Genomic DNA, 16,281 nt, shown 5'->3' with positions numbered 1-16,281 from the left:
TTTTTATGCAAATGAAATTGAAATTGACAGCGTTGGCAGCACTTGCGATGGTGGGCGGCTTGGCTTCAGCTCAGGATGCTGTCGTGAAAATTGGCCATGTGGCGCCGATGTCCGGTTCACAGGCGCATTATGGAAAAGACAATGAAAACGGCGCACGCATGGCTGTTGAAGAGTTGAATACCCAGAACATTGTCATTGGCGGCAAGAAAATCAAGTTTGAGCTGGTGGCGGAAGACGATGCTGCTGATCCAAAACAGGGCACAGCAGCTGCACAAAAACTGTGCGACTCCAAGGTTGCCGGCGTGGTTGGACACCTGAATTCGGGCACGACGATTCCTGCATCCAAGGTCTACAACGATTGCGGTATCCCGATGGTGACGGGTGCAGCTACCAACCCCAGCCTCACCAAGCCAGGTTACAAGACAACCTTTCGAATTATTGCGAACGACAACGCCCTGGGTGCGGGTCTGGCCTTTTATGCAGCCGACGCGCTGAAACTGAAAAAAGTTGCCATCATTGACGACCGTACGGCCTACGGCCAAGGCGTTGCCGAAGTGTTCAAGAAGACCGCCTTGGCCAAGGGCATGACCGTGGTCGACGAGCAGTTCACCACCGACAAGGCAACCGACTTCATGGCTATCCTGACGGCTGTGAAATCCAAGAATCCGGATGCTATCTTCTTTGGCGGAATGGACCCACAGGGTGGTCCGATGTTGCGTCAGATGGAACAATTGGGCATGAGCAATGTCAAGTATTTCGGCGGCGACGGTATCTGTACGGCAGAACTGGCTCGTTTGGCTGCAGGCGCAAAAACCATCGGCAATGTGGTATGCGCTGAAGGCGGTGCGTCCTTGGCGAAAATGCCTGGTGGCGAAGCCTGGAAAAAGCGTTATGACGCTAAATATCCCAACCAGTTTCAGGTCTACAGTCCATACACTTATGACGCAACCTTCTTGCTGGTCGATGCTATGAAGCGTGCCGACTCAACCGATCCCAAGGTTTACACGGCCGAGCTGATCAAGTCGAATTTCAAAGGTGTCACGACTACCATCGGCTTCGAGCCAAACGGTGAGTTGAAGAACCCTGCCATCACCTTGTACGTCTACAAAGACGGCAAGAAATCGGCGCTGAACTGACTTTTGTTCTGGCCTCCGGTGGCCAGTTGACCAGGATGAGGCAATAGTTCCGCCTTTCCAACGCCTTGTGCAATATTTTGCGCAAGGCGTTTTCAATTGCCTTTCTGCATATTTCACACTGTCATATGGATAGCTCTTTCTGATCACGTAAGTATCAGAAAAAAAATAATCAAAGATCGTAGACAGCCGCTTAACAAGGCGCCAGCTTTTCCCCATCAAAATGAAAGCTATTTCAAGCGCAGACCGTACCGTTATCAGAATCGCGAAATTTTAAGTGACAGGCAAGGCCAGCTTATTTCCCAAGCCGTCGTCACCAGTCCTTTTTGTCGAGTTCACTGGACCGAATTCCTAAAAAATGGCTCCTCGCTAACGTATATTACCGCTGATAAAAACCAAATTAAAAAGACTGATCCTGCTTGCTGTATATGCTCTAGTAGCTATTAATTAGATAGCAAAAAATGTTGAATTTATTGTGCCGAAATTTGGCGGCGCAGCTTGAAGCGTGAGCAGTTCAAGAATGGACAGGCAAGAAAAAACCCCAAGTAATTCAATTACTTGGGGCTGAATCGTGGCGGAAGAGGCGGGATTCGAACCCGCGGTAGGTATAACCCTACGCACGCTTTCCAGGCGTGTGACTTAAACCGCTCATCCACCCTTCCGCGAAGCTCTAAATTATAGCAGTCGCCCGGAGCGGCTTTGCCGGTCAGGTGCAGGAAATTGCCGGTTAATGCACCGTCCCTTGAAAGCGGTGCTTTTCGAGTTGCGCCATGGTCACGAACTGAAGTGCATTTGCATGCGTGGCATCCAGGATCACAGGCGGTGCCACACCGGCCTCCAGCGCTTCGCGCCAGCGCAGGGCGCACAAGCACCAGCGGTCCCCCGGGTTCAAGCCGGAAAAACGGTACTGGTGCATGGGCGTGACCAGGTCGTTGCCTGCAGCCTTCGAAAAATCCAGGAATTGCGCCGTCACCCGGACGCAGATCAGGTGCGAGCCGTGGTCGCTGGCGTCGGTGTTGCAGCAGCCGTCGCGTAAGTATCCAGTCAGCGGATCGTAAGAGCACGAAGCGAGTTCAGTGCCCAGAACGTTTTTTGCTTTCATCGTTGTTTCCCTTTCCAAAAAAACCTGGCCAGACAGCACTCAGGCCTGGCTGGACTGCACCATTTTCATGGCTGAGGTGATCAGCGTAGAAACTTCGGTCATATTGCTGGGAACGATCAGCGTGGTGGTTGCATCGCTGGCGACCTGCGAATACGCCGCGACTGCTTTTTCTGCCACTTTCAACTGCACAGCCAGCTCGCCGCCGGGTTGACGAATCGCAAGGGCAACGAGTTCGATGGCCCTGGCATTGGCTTCTGCTACAGCAAGGATGGCTGATGCCTCGCCTTGTGCGTTGTTGATGGCGGCCTGTTTTTCACCTTCAGAGCGGGCAATGAAAGCTTCGCGTTCGCCGGTTGCAATGTTGATCTGCTCCTGCTTTCGGCCTTCGGATGCGGCAATCAGTGCGCGTTTTTCACGTTCCGCCGTGATTTGCGACTGCATGGCGTGCAGAATTTCCTTGGGTGGCGTCAGGTCCTTGATCTCGTAGCGCAGCACTTTTACGCCCCAGTTCAATGCTGCCTCGTCAATCGCCGCGACTACCTGCGCATTGATGATGTTGCGTTCCTCGAAAGTCTTGTCCAGCTCCAGCTTGCCGATGACCGAGCGCAGCGAGGTCTGGGCCAGTTGGGTCACGGCCACAAGGTAGTTGGACGAGCCATAGCTGGCCCGCATGGCATCGGTCACTTGGAAATACAGGATACCGTCCACTTGCAACTGCGTGTTGTCGCGGGTGATGCAGACCTGACTGGGCACATCGAGCGGGATTTCCTTCAAGCTGTGCTTGTAGGCCACGCGGTCAACGAAAGGAATCAGAAAGTTCAGGCCAGGCGGCAAGATACTAAGGTATTTACCCAAACGTTCGACGACCCAGGCATTTTGCTGCGGCACCACTTTGATGCTCTGCACGACAAAGATGCCCGCCAGGATGAGAAAGACAATTGCAATTTCCATGAAATACCCTTTACTTTGAATTCAGGTGAGGGGCCTTCCGTGGGTGGCCCTGGATCCGACCCATATGCTTTTTTTACAGTGGTTCGATAACCAGGCGATTGCCGCGCATTTCCTTGATGCGGAAGTTTCCCGGGCTTGATGGCTCTCCGGGATCAGCAGCAATGGCAGTCCACTGTGCTCCGCGGAAATGCACAATGGCCGTGCCGTCTGCATTCCACCGCACCACGTGAACCGTTTCACCAATGTCCAGGTTAACGTCCTGATTGAACCTGGCCGCCAGGGGGGCAGGGCCCTGACGGCGGCTCCAACGCCATGCTGCCACAGCGCCGCCGCCAATGGCGCCCGCTATCAGCATCTGGCCTGTCAAGGCAATGCCCAGCGTTGCCGCCAGCGCACCAGCCACCAGTCCGGCGGCAAGCATCAGAAGATAAAACGTGCCTGTCATAAGTTCCACGGCGACCGCTGCGCCTGCCAACAGCCACCAGATGCCTGCTTCGCCCATGATGTTTCCTTTTTATCAGTTGTTCTCTCTATTTTGAGCCAGATCAACGCGGTGCAACCTGAAGGACACAATACATCCTTACACTTCGCAGTCTGAAAAAAGTCTTTTCATCTTGGAAAATTGACCACTCAAGAGATAAGCGAAAATTCAGCTTCTGCATGCACAAGGAATTGCGCGGCTTTCATTGCTTGCCCGTGTGCGCTTCGTGCTTTTCTCATCCAACCGTTCAGGCTCAACCTGTCTATGCCTTTTGAACGTTTATTTTCATGCCCTCCGACAGGTTCAGGGCACCCTCAACCGCTGCATACGCCATGAAATTTCGCTTTCCGATTGTCATCATTGACGAGGACTTCCGTTCCGAAAACACTTCTGGCCTGGGCATCCGTGCGCTTGCCCAGGCCATTGAAACCGAGGGCTTCGAGGTACTCGGTGTGACCGGCTACGGCGATCTGTCGCAGTTTGCGCAGCAGCAAAGCCGTGCCAGTGCGTTTATCTTGTCGATTGACGATGAAGAATTCACGCCCGGTCCCGACCTGGACCCTGCCGTGCTGGACCTGCGCAAGTTTATTGCCGAAGTGCGCCGTAAAAACCTGGACGTACCCATTTACGTCTATGGTGAAACCAAGACCTCGCGGCACATTCCGAACGACATCTTGCGCGAACTGCACGGCTTTATCCACATGTTCGAGGACACGCCCGAGTTCGTGGCGCGCCACATCATCCGCGAAGCCAAGAGCTACCTGGAAGGCGTGCAGCCGCCGTTTTTCAAGGCGCTGCTGGACTATGCCGAAGACGGATCATATTCGTGGCATTGCCCTGGCCATTCCGGCGGCGTGGCGTTCCTGAAAAGCCCGGTTGGCCAGATGTACCACCAGTTCTACGGCGAAAACATGCTGCGTTCGGACGTTTGCAATGCGGTCGAGGAACTGGGCCAGTTGCTGGACCACAACGGCGCCATTGGTGCCAGCGAGCGCAATGCGGCACGCATCTTCAATGCCGACCACTGCTTTTTCGTGACCAATGGCACTTCGACGTCGAACAAGATGGTCTGGCACCACACGGTGGCACCGGGCGATGTGGTGGTGGTGGACCGCAACTGCCACAAGTCGATTCTGCACGCCATCATCATGACCGGTTCAATCCCGGTGTTTTTGAAGCCAACGCGCAACCATTTCGGCATCATTGGTCCGATCCCGCAAAGCGAATTCGAGCCTGACGCGATTCGCGCCAAGATTGCGGCCAACCCCTTGCTCAAGGGCGTGGACGCGGCCACCGTCAAGCCGCGCGTGTTGACGCTGACGCAATCGACCTATGACGGCGTTCTCTACAACACCGAGACCATCAAGAGCATGATCGACGGCTACATCGACAACCTGCATTTTGACGAAGCCTGGCTGCCGCACGCTGCATTTCATCCGTTCTATGGCACCTACCATTCGATGGGCAAGAACCGCATTCGGCCGAAAAATGCTGTGGTGTACGCGACCCAGTCGATCCACAAGTTGCTGGCCGGTATCAGCCAGGCCAGCCATGTGCTGGTGCAGGACTCGCAAAACGTCAAGCTCGACAGGCACCTTTTCAACGAGGCTTACCTGATGCACACCTCGACGTCGCCGCAGTACAGCATCATCGCCAGTTGCGACGTCGCAGCCGCCATGATGGAGCCGCCCGGCGGCACCGCGCTGGTCGAGGAAAGCATTGCCGAGGCGCTGGACTTTCGCCGCGCCATGCGCAAGATCGCCGAAGAATATGGCAGCGACTGGTGGTTCAAGGTCTGGGGACCGGACAAACTGGTCGAAGAAGGCATTGGCGAGGCGAAGGACTGGATCATCAAGGGCGAGTCGCGCAGCGCCAAGACGGCCAAAAATGGCGCCAACAACTGGCACGGCTTTGGCCAGATGGCCACCGGCTTCAACATGCTGGACCCAATCAAGTCGACCATCGTCACGCCTGGCCTGGACCTGAACGGCAAGTTTTCCAAGACCGGCATTCCGGCCAGCATCGTCACCAAGTTTTTGGCCGAGCACGGCGTGATTGTGGAAAAGACCGGCCTCTACAGCTTTTTCATCCTGTTCACCATCGGCATCACCAAGGGCCGCTGGAACACGCTGCTGACCGCGCTGCAGCAGTTCAAGGACGATTACGACAAGAACCAGCCGATGTGGCGCATCCTGCCCGAGTTCTGCCAAAAGTTTCCCAAGTACGAGCGCATGGGGCTGGCAGACCTGTGTCAGCATATTCACACCCTGTATGCCAAGTACGACATTGCCCGCCTGACAACCGATGTGTACCTGAGCGACCTGGCGCCCGCCATGAAACCGAGCGATGCCTATGCGCACATAGCCCACCGCACGACGGACCGAGTTGAAATTGACCACCTGGAAGGCCGCATTACCGTTGGTCTGGTGACGCCTTACCCGCCGGGCATTCCGCTGTTGATTCCGGGCGAGGTATTCAACAAAAAAATCGTTGACTACCTGAAGTTTTCTCGCGAATTCAATGCGCAGTGCCCCGGTTTCGAGACCGATATCCATGGCCTGGTCGAGCAAACCGATGCCAAGGGCAAGGTCCGTTACTACGCCGACTGCGTCAAGTTGTAGTTAGGAGTGGCCCGCCAGATGCGCGGGTCAGGGGGGAAAGGTCGGTCCAGCGATGGCGCCAGCCTTTTTGTTGCGCGCCGGTTTTTCTTAATCTTCTCGAACCCGCATGAAGCTGGCAAAGCGCGGAATGCCGCTGTCATTGAGACCCCGAAAACGGTAGGTTATGCGTGCGCCGATGGCAGGCGGATTTTGCCGCTGGGCATCGCTGAAACCAGTGCCCAGCTTGAAGCGCTGCGCAGGTTTGTTGCCAGTCGCCGGAATTTCCACCAGCAATGCGCCCAGCTTGCCGGCATGTTTGCCTTGACCAGAAAGATGGGCCACGACACGTGCTTCGCTGTCTTCGTGGGTCTTGAGCTTGAGCAGGTCGTCGCTGCGCATCCCCTTGTAAAGCGAGGTGCCACGGTGCAGCATCAAGCCTTCGCCGCCATTTTTAACCGTTTTGTCCAGCAGCGCGCGAAGTGCCTGCGGGCTGGCCACTTTGGACTGTGCGACTGCCTGCACCCAGAGTTGGTCAATCCGGCTCACAACGCCGTGAAGGACCGGAATCCGTTCGGTGAAGGTGCCGGTTTGCGCGGGGAGGTCGAACACCATGAAACGCAGCTTGTGCCAGGCGGCGTCCTGGGGTGTTTGCTGGCGCACGGTGGAAACGGCTCTGGCGAACTGCCCATGCCCTGCCCAGAGTTCGCCATCCATGGGCTCTTTTGGCCAGCCGGCTGTGAACCAGGCCGGGGCAGCCACATGTTCACCGCCCCGTGTCCAGAGGGCCTGGCCGTCCCAGTAGCCACGAACACCGTCATATTTTTCACTGACCCAGTAATCGGCCAGGACCGTGCCGTCGCGATACACATTGGCCAGCATCAATGACGGCGCCGGTGAATGCACTGCCAAAACCGGGGTGGTTTGGGCAGGGGCCGCCGCAGGATACAGGAGCGACGCGGCAAGGGCCAGACTGATCAAGGACAAAAGGAAACGCCGCTGCATCATGAACCGTTTGATGAATGCTATGTATTAAATAGCTGTAAGCGCAGGCTGGACGTGCGCAAAAGGTCTATTTTATATAAATTCAGGCCACCGACTCGCTGTCGCGGCTGGCGCCTGCCGTGGCGTTAAAGCCGCAGTCCACATAGGTGATCTCGGCAGTCATGCCTGACGCCAGATCGCTCAGCAGGAACGCGGCCACATTGCCTACATCGTCGATCGTGACATTTCGGCGCATTGGCGAAGCCGCTGCCACCATGCCCAGCAACTTGCCAAAGTCCTTGATGCCGCTGGCCGCCAGGGTCTTGATCGGGCCGGCACTCAGGCCGTTGACGCGCATGTCCCGAGGGCCGAGCGATTCAGCCAGGTAACGCACTGATGCTTCCAGGCTGGCCTTTGCCAGGCCCATGGTGTTGTAGTGCGGAATGATCCGGTCTGCGCCCAGGTAGGTCAGCGTCAGCACAGCCGATTTCGGGTTCAGGTAGGGCAGAGCCGCCTTGGTCATGGCTGGAAAGCTGTAGGCGCTGATGTCATGCGCAATGCGGTAGTTCTCGCGCGACAGGCCGTCAAGGAAGTCGCCGGCAATCGCTTCGCGCGGCGCATAGCCGATGCTGTGCACAAAGCCGTCAAAGGTCGGCCAGGTCTTGGTCAGGTCGGCAAAAAGTTTGTCGATCTGCTCGTCTGAGCCAACATCGCAGTCAAAGATCAGGGTGGAGTCAAAATCGGCCGCAAATTCGGTGATGCGGTCCTTGAAACGCTCGCCCACGTAACTGAACGCCAGTTCGGCGCCCTGTGCGTGGCAGGCCTTGGCAATGCCATAGGCGATAGACCGGGTGGACAGCACGCCCGTGATCAACAGTTTTTTGCCAGCGAGAAAACCCATTTTTATGCTCCAGTGTGTGCGTGTGGTTCGGCCACAGTTTTGCGCAGGCTGGCGTTTGGCGCCTGCGCAGGCTGCAAAAAATTGGCCGACTTAAGTAGTGCAGAATTGTCGCATGCGGGATTTGATTTATTTACGGGCCTTGGTTCTGGTCTGCGTGGCTGGCCTTGCCCCGCAAAGCCGGGCCGCCCATGCCTATGCGCAGTTTGGCGACATCAAGTACCCGGCAGGTTTCACGCACTTCGATTACGTGAACCCGGCAGCGCCCAAAGGCGGCGAAATCCGCATGGTGCCGCCGACCCGTCCAACCAATTTCGACAAGTTCAACCCCTTCACTCTGCGCGGGACAGCACCCTATGGACTTGGCATATTGCTAATCGAAAGCCTGCTGACGGGAAATTCGGAAGAACCAACCACCGCCTACGGACTGCTGGCTGATGACGTTGCGGTCGCGCCCGACAAACTCTCGGTGACGTTCCGCCTGAATGGCAAGGCGCGTTTTCATAATGGCGCACCGGTGCTGGCGGCCGATGTGCTGCATTCCTTCACCCAACTGACCAGCAAGCTGGCCGCACCGCAGTACCGCACGATTTATGCACAAGTGAAGGGCGTCACTGTCGTGTCCGACCGGGTGGTGCGGTTTGATTTCCTGACGCCCAATCCGGAACTGCCGCTGGTGGTGGGCGGCATGCCAGTGTTCAGCCGCGACTGGGGAAAGGTCGATGGCCAGGCCAAGCCGTTCGACAAGATCGTGTCCGACATTCCCATCGGCTCGGGCCCTTACAAGATCGCCAACCCCGCCATGGGCCGTGACATCACCTATGTGCGCGACCCGGCTTACTGGGGCGCCGACTTGCCCAGCCGCAAGGGTCAGTTCAACTTCGACCGCATCAGCTTCAAGATATACCTTGACGAAACCTCGCGTTTCGAGGGGCTGAAGGCTGGAGAATTCGATTTCCTGCGCGAATTCATCTCGCGCAACTGGGCACGGCAGTACACCGGCAAGGCGTTCACGTCAGGCGAGTTGGTCAAGCGTGCCTTTGAAAACCGCAACCCCGGCGATTTCCAGGGCTATGTGTTCAACCTGCGAAACCCAAAGTTCCAGGATGTCCGGGTGCGGCGTGCCATTGGACTGGCGATGGATTTCGAGTGGATGAACCGGCAAATGTTCTATGGCCTGTACAAGCGCGTCAACGGTTATTTTCCCAACAGCGAGTTTCATGCTGAAGGCCTGCCCAAGCCTGATGAACTGGCCCTGCTGGAGCCCTTGCGCGCCCAACTCAAGCCTGGCGTCTTCGGCTTGGTTCCGGTTTCGCCGACGACCACGCCACCGGGCAGCCTGAGGGAAAACCTTCGCCAGGCGCAGGCGCTGCTGCGCGAGGCGGGCTGGACCTACCGCGATGGCGCGCTGCGCAATGCACAGGGTGAGGCTTTCACCATGGAATTTTTGAACGACCAGCCTTCGCTGGTGCGCATCGTCGGGCCGTTCCAGAAGGCGCTGGAAAAGCTCGGCATCACCATGACCTACCGCATCGTCGATTTCTCCCTGGGCAAGCAGAAGATGGATGCGTTTGACTTTGAGATCAGCACGCTGCGCCTGCCCGGCAGTACCGCGCCCGGCGGGGAATTGCTGGAATTGTTTGGCTCGAAGGCGGCCAGCACGCCGGGTTCTTCCAATGTTTGGGGCATTGCCGATCCGGCAGTTGATGCGCTGCTGCAAAAGGTCGTGACTGCCAGTACGCGTCCTGAATTGGGTGCGGCAATGCGGGCGCTGGACCGGGTGCTGACACATGGTTATTATTCGGTTCCACAGTATTACGGCGATGCTTTTTTAATCGGCTACCGGCCTCAGCGCTTCGTGTTGCCCGACTCGGTTCCGCCGTATTACCAGCCCGACACCTGGGCCATGAGTGCCTGGTGGGCATCCCCATCCAACAAGTAGGAAGCTAAACCTCCAATGGCCAGCTACATCTTCAAGCGCCTGCTGCTGATGATTCCAACTTTATTCGGGGTTCTGTTGCTGACCTTCGCCATGGTGCAGTTCGTGCCGGGCGGGCCGGTTGAGCAGATGGTTGCGCAACTGCAGGGCCGCGATTCGGGCGGTGAACGCGCTGTCAGCACCGGGGCTGGCTACCGGGGCCGGCAAGGCGTCGATGCCGAGCGCATCGAGGAGATCAAGGCGCTGTATGGATTTGACAAGCCGGTGCTTGAGCGCTTTGTTCAGATGCTGGGCCGCTTTGCCCGGTTTGACCTGGGAAACAGCTTTTACCAGCACAAGGATGTCTGGCAACTGGTCAAGGAAAAGCTGCCGGTGTCGGTAAGCCTGGGGCTGTGGACCTTTTTCCTGAGCTATTTGATTGCTGTTCCTCTGGGCGTCGCCAAGGCGGTGAGGGCAGGCAGCCGCTTCGACTTCTTGACCACGCTGGTGGTGCTGGTTGGCTATGCGATTCCAGGTTTCGTGCTGGGCGTGGCGCTGCTGGTGGTGTTTGGCGGACAACTGCAGTGGTTCCCCCTGCGCGGGCTGACTTCGGCCAATTGGGAAACACTTAGCTGGGGCGCCCGCATCACGGATTACCTGTGGCACATCACGCTGCCGGTCACGGCCATGGTGCTGGGCAGCTTTGCCGTGACAGCGGTGCTGACCAAGAATTCGTTCCTGGAGGAAATCCGCAAGCAGTATGTGCTGACGGCCAGGGCCAAGGGGCTGAGTGAACGCCAGGTGCTGTGGAAGCATGTGTTTCGCAACGCACTGATTCCCATCATCACCGGCTTTCCAGCCGCGTTCATCGGTGCCTTTTTTACCGGCTCATTGCTGATCGAAACCCTGTTTTCACTTGATGGGCTTGGCCTTCTCAGCTATGAAAGTGTTATCCGGCGCGACTATCCCGTGGTGCTGGGCACGCTGTATTTGTTTACCCTGATTGGCCTGGTGACCAAGCTGATCAGCGACCTTTGCTATGTGTGGGTGGACCCTCGTGTCAAATTCGACTGACATGGCCAGTACTTCCCATTCCAATACTGCGGTGGATCCCGCTTTAACCCAGCAGGGACCGCGGAACCGGCACAGCCGGGCCTCAGGCGCAGCAGCCCCCTCGGGGGGCAGCGAAGCACACGCAGTGGGGAGCGTGGGGGCAATATCGCCATCGCGCCGCGCCTGGCAACGCTTTCGGCGCAACCGACTGGGCTACTGGAGCCTGCTGCTGTTTTGCATGCTGGTGGTGCTCAGCCTGTTTGCCGAAGTCCTGTCCAACGACAAGCCGCTGGTGGTGCGCTATGAGGGAACGCTGTATTTTCCGATCGTCAAGGACTATTCCGAAAAAACCTTCAAGGGCGATTTTGAGACGCCAGCCGATTATCTTGACCCTTTCATCCGTGACAAGTTGACACAGAGCGGCAACTGGGCGATCTACCCACCCAATCCCTATGGGCCGCGCACCATCAATTACTTCGCCAAGGAGCCGAATCCTTCGGCACCGTCGCGCGACAACCTGTTCGGCACCGACGACCGGGGGCGAGACCTCCTGGCGCAATTGATCTACGGCTTTCGGCTCAGCGTGCTGTTCGGCTTGGCGTTGACGTTTATTGGTGTGGTGATGGGCGTGATGGCAGGCGCGATTCAAGGCTATGCCGGAGGCAAGACCGACTTGGTCGGCCAGCGCTTTATGGAAATCTGGGGCTCCATGCCCGAGCTTTACCTGCTGATTATTTTTAGCGCCATCTTCGCGCCCAGCGTGGGGTTGCTGCTGCTACTGCTCAGCCTGTTTGGCTGGATGGGGCTGTCAGACTATGTGCGCGCCGAGTTTCTGCGCAATCGCCAGATGGACTATGTGCGGGCGGCCAAAGCGCTGGGCGTAAGTAATCTACAGATTATGAGGCGACACATATTGCCAAACAGCCTGACGCCCGTGGTGACGTTTCTGCCGTTTCGCATGAGTGCGGCCATTTTGGCGCTGACCTCGCTGGATTTTTTGGGGCTGGGCGTGCCTCCCGGAACGCCGTCGCTGGGCGAACTGCTGAGCCAGGGCAAGGCCAACATTGACGCCTGGTGGATTTCGCTGTCGACCTTTGCCGTACTGGTCATCACCTTGCTGCTGCTGACATTCATGGGCGACGCGTTGCGCGATGCCCTGGACCCCAGAAAGGTGGACCAATGAGCCTGCCGCTGCTGGACGTCAAGGGGCTTCGCGTGTCATTTGGTGGCAAAGAGGTGGTGCGCGGCATCGACTTTTCCATCGCGTCCGGAGAAAAACTGGCGCTGGTTGGCGAGTCGGGTTCGGGCAAGACGGTAACAGCGCTCAGCCTGCTGCGGCTGGTTCAGGATGCGGCGATCAGCGGAAAAGCGGTCTTTGAAGCGCCCGGCGGCCAGGGTGATTTGCTGTCCATGCCAGAGCGGGCGCTGCTGGGGATTCGTGGCAGGGACATCGCCATGATTTTTCAGGAACCGATGACCGCGTTGAACCCGCTGTTCACCGTGGGTGAGCAAATTGCCGAGGTTTTGCAGTTAAAAGAGGGTGTTACGCAAGCTGCATCTGCACAGGCTGCTATTGAACTGTTAGCAAGCACCGGTATTCCAGAGCCTGAGCGGCGGGCCAGGTCTTTTCCGCATCAGTTGTCCGGCGGTCAGCGCCAACGCGCCATGATCGCCATGGCATTGGCTTGCCGTCCCAAACTTCTTTTGGCTGATGAGCCGACGACCGCGCTGGATGTCACCCTGCGCGGCCAGATTCTGGACCTGCTCGGTGATTTACAGCGGAAAAACGGCATGGCCGTGCTGCTGATCACCCACGACCTGAATCTGGTGCGACGGTTTGCCGACCGGGTGGCGGTCATGGAAAACGGCCACATCGTCGAGCAGGGCAAGGTTCTCGATGTGTTTGCCCGACCGCAACATGCCTACACCCGCAAGCTGATCGACAGCAAACCCGTGCGCGATGTCAATGAAGGCCGTCCGAAAGCCGAGCAGCTCCCGCCGATCATGCGGGCCAGCCAGTTGCGCGTTGCCTATCCGGTGGCGGTTCCCGGTATCCGGGGCTGGTTCAAGAGCGGCGAGTTTGTCGCCGTCAAGGAGGCAAGCTTTGTCATTGCACCAGGAAAAACGCTCGGTATTGTGGGCGAGTCGGGTTCTGGCAAGTCCACGCTGGCGCTGGCCTGTCTGGGGTTGCTAAAGTTTTCTGGCCAGTTGCAGGCGGCGGGGCAGTCGTGGAGCCGGCAGGCTGCCGGCAATAAAGCCATTCGCAAGGTGGTGCAGGTGGTATTTCAGGACCCGTTTTCCTCGCTGTCGCCGCGCATGACGGTTGAGGCGATCGTCGAAGAAGGCTTGCTGGTGCACGAGCCTTTGCTGAGCCAGGTCGAAAGACGAAAGCGTGTTGAACAATCGCTGGCCGATGTGGGCATGGACGAAGCGCAGTTTTCGGGGCTGCTGCGGCGCTATCCGCATGAATTCTCGGGAGGGCAGCGCCAGCGGCTGGCCATTGCCAGAGTGCTGATCATCAATCCCGGCCTGCTGGTGCTGGATGAACCTACCAGCGCGCTGGATGTGACGATTCAAAAACAGGTGCTGGGGTTGCTTCAGCGGCTGCAGCGGGAGCGCGGCCTGAGCTACCTTTTAATTACACACGACATCGACGTGATTCGCGCCATGGCCCACGATGTCATGGTCATGAAAGACGGGGAAATCGTTGAATCGGGTACTGTGCAGTCGGTGCTGGACCGGCCGCAGCATCCTTACACAAAAATTCTGGTGGCACAGGGTTGACACTTGGCCCGGGGAGCGAAAATTTTCTGAGTTTTGAAGGGGGAGAAGGTACAAAGTTGGTTGCATCACAGCGTCCTTTGCGCTAGAATACGCACTTCACACGACCAAATGGGCGGGTTTTTACCGCCCATTTTTTTTGGGCGTTTGTTTTTGCACAGGGCAGACGAGCAGCTGGCAAATCGCTAAAAGGAACGAAAGACTGAATGGCTTTGCAAGAGACGATTGAGCAAACGGTAACGGGGCTGGGCTACGAACTGGTAGAGATCGAGCGAACCAGCGGCGGCTTGCTGCGTGTCACGATTGACATGCCTTACCTTGCCGGAACGCCGGCCGAGGCCGTGCAGTTCATCAACGCCGAAGACTGCGAGAAGGTGACCCGCCAATTGCAATTCGTGCTTGAAGTCGAAGGCGCAGAGTATTCGCGCCTTGAAGTCAGTTCCCCCGGCATCGACCGGCCGCTGCGCAATGAAAAAGATTTTGACCGTTTTGTGGGGGAGTTGATCGACATTACCCTCAAAGCACCGATTGGCGTGGCTGCAAGTGCGGGTTCGACCGTTTCGGCCACCCGCAAGAAATTCCGCGGAACGCTCGAACAGGCTGAGCCTGTTGGCGCCCAACCGTCATGGCAAATCGTCTGGAGCGATGAGCCTGCCGTGAAGCCTGGGCAGAAGGTCAGCAAGAAACGAATTCCTGCACCCCTTCAGGCGCTGGGGTTCACGCTGGATGAAATCCAGCAGGCGCGTTTGGCGCCCGTGGTTGATTTCAAGGGCCGCAGACCCAAACCTGTTGACGATACATCCATAAAAATATAATTTAGAAAGGCAGGCTTGTGAAATGAATCGCGAACTGTTGATGCTGGTTGATGCCATCTCGCGTGAAAAAAACGTTGAGCGCGACGTGGTGTTCGGTGCTGTCGAGCTTGCGCTCGCTTCGGCGACCAAGAAAGTTTATGCCGATGGCGTGGATATCCGTGTCGTGGTGGATCGCGACAGCGGGACGTACGAAACCTTCCGTCGCTGGCTGGTCGTTGCCGACGAGGCTGGCCTGCAAAACCCCGAAGCCGAAGAGTTGGTGACTGATGCGCGCGACGAAATCGCCGACATCGAAGAGGGTGACTACATTGAGAAGCCGGTGGAAAGCCTGCCGATTGGCCGTATTGGTGCGCAAGCGGCCAAGCAGGTTATTTTGCAGAAAATCCGCGATGCCGAGCGTGAAATGCTGCTCAATGACTTCATGTCACGCGGCGACAAGATATTTGTCGGCACTGTCAAACGCATGGACAAGGGCGACCTGATCGTCGAGTCCGGCCGGGTTGAGGGCCGTCTGCGCCGCAGCGACATGATTCCGAAGGAAAACCTGCGCACCGGTGACCGTGTGCGCGCCATGATCATGGAAGTCGACACCACGCTGCGTGGCGCGCCCATCATCCTGTCGCGAACCTCGCCCGAATACATGATCGAGCTGTTCCGCCAGGAAGTGCCTGAAATTGAGCAGGGTTTGCTCGAAATCAAGACCTGCGCCCGTGACCCGGGTTCACGCGCCAAGATTGCCGTGCTGTCGCATGACAAGCGCGTCGATCCCATTGGAACCTGCGTCGGCGTTCGCGGAACCCGTGTCAATGGCGTGACCAATGAACTGGCTGGCGAGCGCGTTGACATCGTGCTGTGGAGCGAAGACCCTGCCCAGTTTGTGATTGGTGCGCTGGCGCCTGCCAACGTGTCGTCGATCGTGGTCGATGAAGAGCGTCATGCCATGGATGTGGTGGTGGATGAAGAAAATCTTGCAATCGCCATCGGCCGTGGGGGCCAGAACGTTCGCCTGGCGTCCGAGTTGACCGGCTGGAAGATCAACATCATGGATGCCAACGAGTCGGCCCAGAAGCAAGCCAGTGAAACCGACAGCAGTCGCAAGCTGTTCATGGCCAAGCTAGATGTCGACGAAGAAATCGCCGATATCCTGATTGCCGAAGGTTTTACCAGTCTGGAAGAGGTGGCTTATGTGCCACTACAAGAAATGCTCGAGATTGAGTCTTTCGACGAAGACACCGTCAATGAGTTGCGCACGCGCGCCAAAGATGCACTGTTGACGATGGAAATCGCCCAGGAAGAAAATGCCGGCGGTGTTTCGCAAAATCTGCGGGACGTCGAAGGCTTGACGCCCGAGCTGATTGCCAAATTAACCGAAGCGGGTGTTGCCACCCGTGACGACCTGGCCGATCTGGCCGTGGATGAGCTTACCGATATAACCGGCCAGTCTGCGGACGAGGCCAAAGCCCTGATCATGACTGCACGCGCCCATTGGTTTACCGATGACGCTGGCGACGCTGCTGCGCCCGCAGCAGCCCAAGAGCAATGATCATGGAGGCCAGTCAGGAAAACCA

Annotated in this window: 13 protein-coding genes and 1 tRNA gene; 8 read left to right on the top strand and 6 right to left on the bottom strand. The window is 57.4% G+C overall.

Annotated elements, in window-relative coordinates; all coding sequences use genetic code 11:
- Positions 1 to 5: 5 nt before the first annotated feature.
- Positions 6 to 1,136, top strand: coding sequence for a branched-chain amino acid ABC transporter substrate-binding protein (locus H4V98_RS12230; protein WP_196864635.1), 1,131 nt, complete (start codon positions 6 to 8; stop codon positions 1,134 to 1,136).
- A gap of 569 nt (positions 1,137 to 1,705) precedes the next feature.
- Here H4V98_RS12230 and H4V98_RS12225 read toward each other — a convergent pair.
- The 4 genes from H4V98_RS12225 to H4V98_RS12210 all read right to left on the bottom strand — a co-directional run bounded on the left by H4V98_RS12225 (position 1,706) and on the right by H4V98_RS12210 (position 3,688).
- A tRNA-Ser gene (locus H4V98_RS12225) sits at positions 1,706 to 1,795 on the bottom strand.
- Between the two features lie 65 nt (positions 1,796 to 1,860).
- Positions 1,861 to 2,235 (bottom strand): DUF2237 domain-containing protein, encoded by a 375-nt coding sequence (locus H4V98_RS12220; protein WP_196864636.1) that lies wholly within the window; start codon positions 2,233 to 2,235, stop codon positions 1,861 to 1,863.
- A gap of 39 nt (positions 2,236 to 2,274) precedes the next feature.
- A complete protein-coding gene (locus H4V98_RS12215; protein WP_196864637.1) occupies positions 2,275 to 3,186 on the bottom strand; it encodes a stomatin-like protein in 912 nt (303 codons plus the stop codon).
- Between the two features lie 73 nt (positions 3,187 to 3,259).
- Positions 3,260 to 3,688: an NfeD family protein gene (locus H4V98_RS12210; RefSeq protein WP_196864638.1), complete on the bottom strand. Its 429-nt coding sequence runs from the start codon at positions 3,686 to 3,688 to the stop codon at positions 3,260 to 3,262.
- Positions 3,689 to 3,999: 311 nt separating this feature from the next.
- On the opposite strand from H4V98_RS12210, the gene H4V98_RS12205 reads away from it, so the two are divergent.
- Complete coding sequence (locus tag H4V98_RS12205) at positions 4,000 to 6,288, top strand: arginine/lysine/ornithine decarboxylase (protein ID WP_196864639.1); 2,289 nt, start codon at positions 4,000 to 4,002, stop codon at positions 6,286 to 6,288.
- Positions 6,289 to 6,375: 87 nt separating this feature from the next.
- Here the strand turns inward: H4V98_RS12205 and H4V98_RS12200 are convergent, their stop codons facing one another.
- Both H4V98_RS12200 and fabI read right to left on the bottom strand, forming a co-directional pair.
- A complete protein-coding gene (locus H4V98_RS12200; RefSeq protein WP_196864640.1) occupies positions 6,376 to 7,269 on the bottom strand; it encodes a DNA ligase in 894 nt (297 codons plus the stop codon).
- A gap of 82 nt (positions 7,270 to 7,351) precedes the next feature.
- Complete coding sequence (gene fabI, locus H4V98_RS12195) at positions 7,352 to 8,149, bottom strand: enoyl-ACP reductase FabI (protein ID WP_196864641.1); 798 nt, start codon at positions 8,147 to 8,149, stop codon at positions 7,352 to 7,354.
- 112 nt (positions 8,150 to 8,261) lie between these two features.
- Here fabI and H4V98_RS12190 point away from each other — a divergent pair, with 112 nt between their 5' ends.
- The 6 genes from H4V98_RS12190 to nusA all read left to right on the top strand — a co-directional run bounded on the left by H4V98_RS12190 (position 8,262) and on the right by nusA (position 16,256).
- Positions 8,262 to 10,088: an extracellular solute-binding protein gene (locus tag H4V98_RS12190; protein ID WP_196864642.1), complete on the top strand. Its 1,827-nt coding sequence runs from the start codon at positions 8,262 to 8,264 to the stop codon at positions 10,086 to 10,088.
- A 15-nt stretch (positions 10,089 to 10,103) separates the two neighbouring features.
- A complete protein-coding gene (locus tag H4V98_RS12185; RefSeq protein WP_196864643.1) occupies positions 10,104 to 11,138 on the top strand; it encodes an ABC transporter permease subunit in 1,035 nt (344 codons plus the stop codon).
- A gap of 124 nt (positions 11,139 to 11,262) precedes the next feature.
- The gene (locus H4V98_RS12180; RefSeq protein ID WP_196864667.1) at positions 11,263 to 12,300 is read left to right on the top strand and encodes an ABC transporter permease; all 1,038 of its coding nucleotides are present in this window, start codon (positions 11,263 to 11,265) and stop codon (positions 12,298 to 12,300) included.
- Positions 12,297 to 13,901: a dipeptide ABC transporter ATP-binding protein gene (locus H4V98_RS12175; RefSeq protein ID WP_196864644.1), complete on the top strand. Its 1,605-nt coding sequence runs from the start codon at positions 12,297 to 12,299 to the stop codon at positions 13,899 to 13,901. Before H4V98_RS12180 ends, H4V98_RS12175 begins: the two co-directional genes overlap by 4 nt.
- Before the next feature lie 203 nt (positions 13,902 to 14,104).
- On the top strand, positions 14,105 to 14,713 hold the full coding sequence (rimP, locus tag H4V98_RS12170) for a ribosome maturation factor RimP (protein ID WP_196864645.1): 609 nt from the start codon (positions 14,105 to 14,107) through the stop codon (positions 14,711 to 14,713).
- Positions 14,714 to 14,735: 22 nt separating this feature from the next.
- Positions 14,736 to 16,256, top strand: coding sequence for a transcription termination factor NusA (gene nusA, locus H4V98_RS12165; protein WP_196864646.1), 1,521 nt, complete (start codon positions 14,736 to 14,738; stop codon positions 16,254 to 16,256).
- The last annotated feature ends 25 nt before the right edge of the window (positions 16,257 to 16,281 follow it).

This window comes from Polaromonas sp. CG_23.6, from assembly GCF_029892315.1.
In the GTDB taxonomy this organism is placed as follows: Bacteria; Pseudomonadota; Gammaproteobacteria; order Burkholderiales; family Burkholderiaceae_C; genus Polaromonas.
Note: the sequence above shows the minus strand (reverse complement) of the source record. Positions and strands in the feature narration are given on the sequence as shown.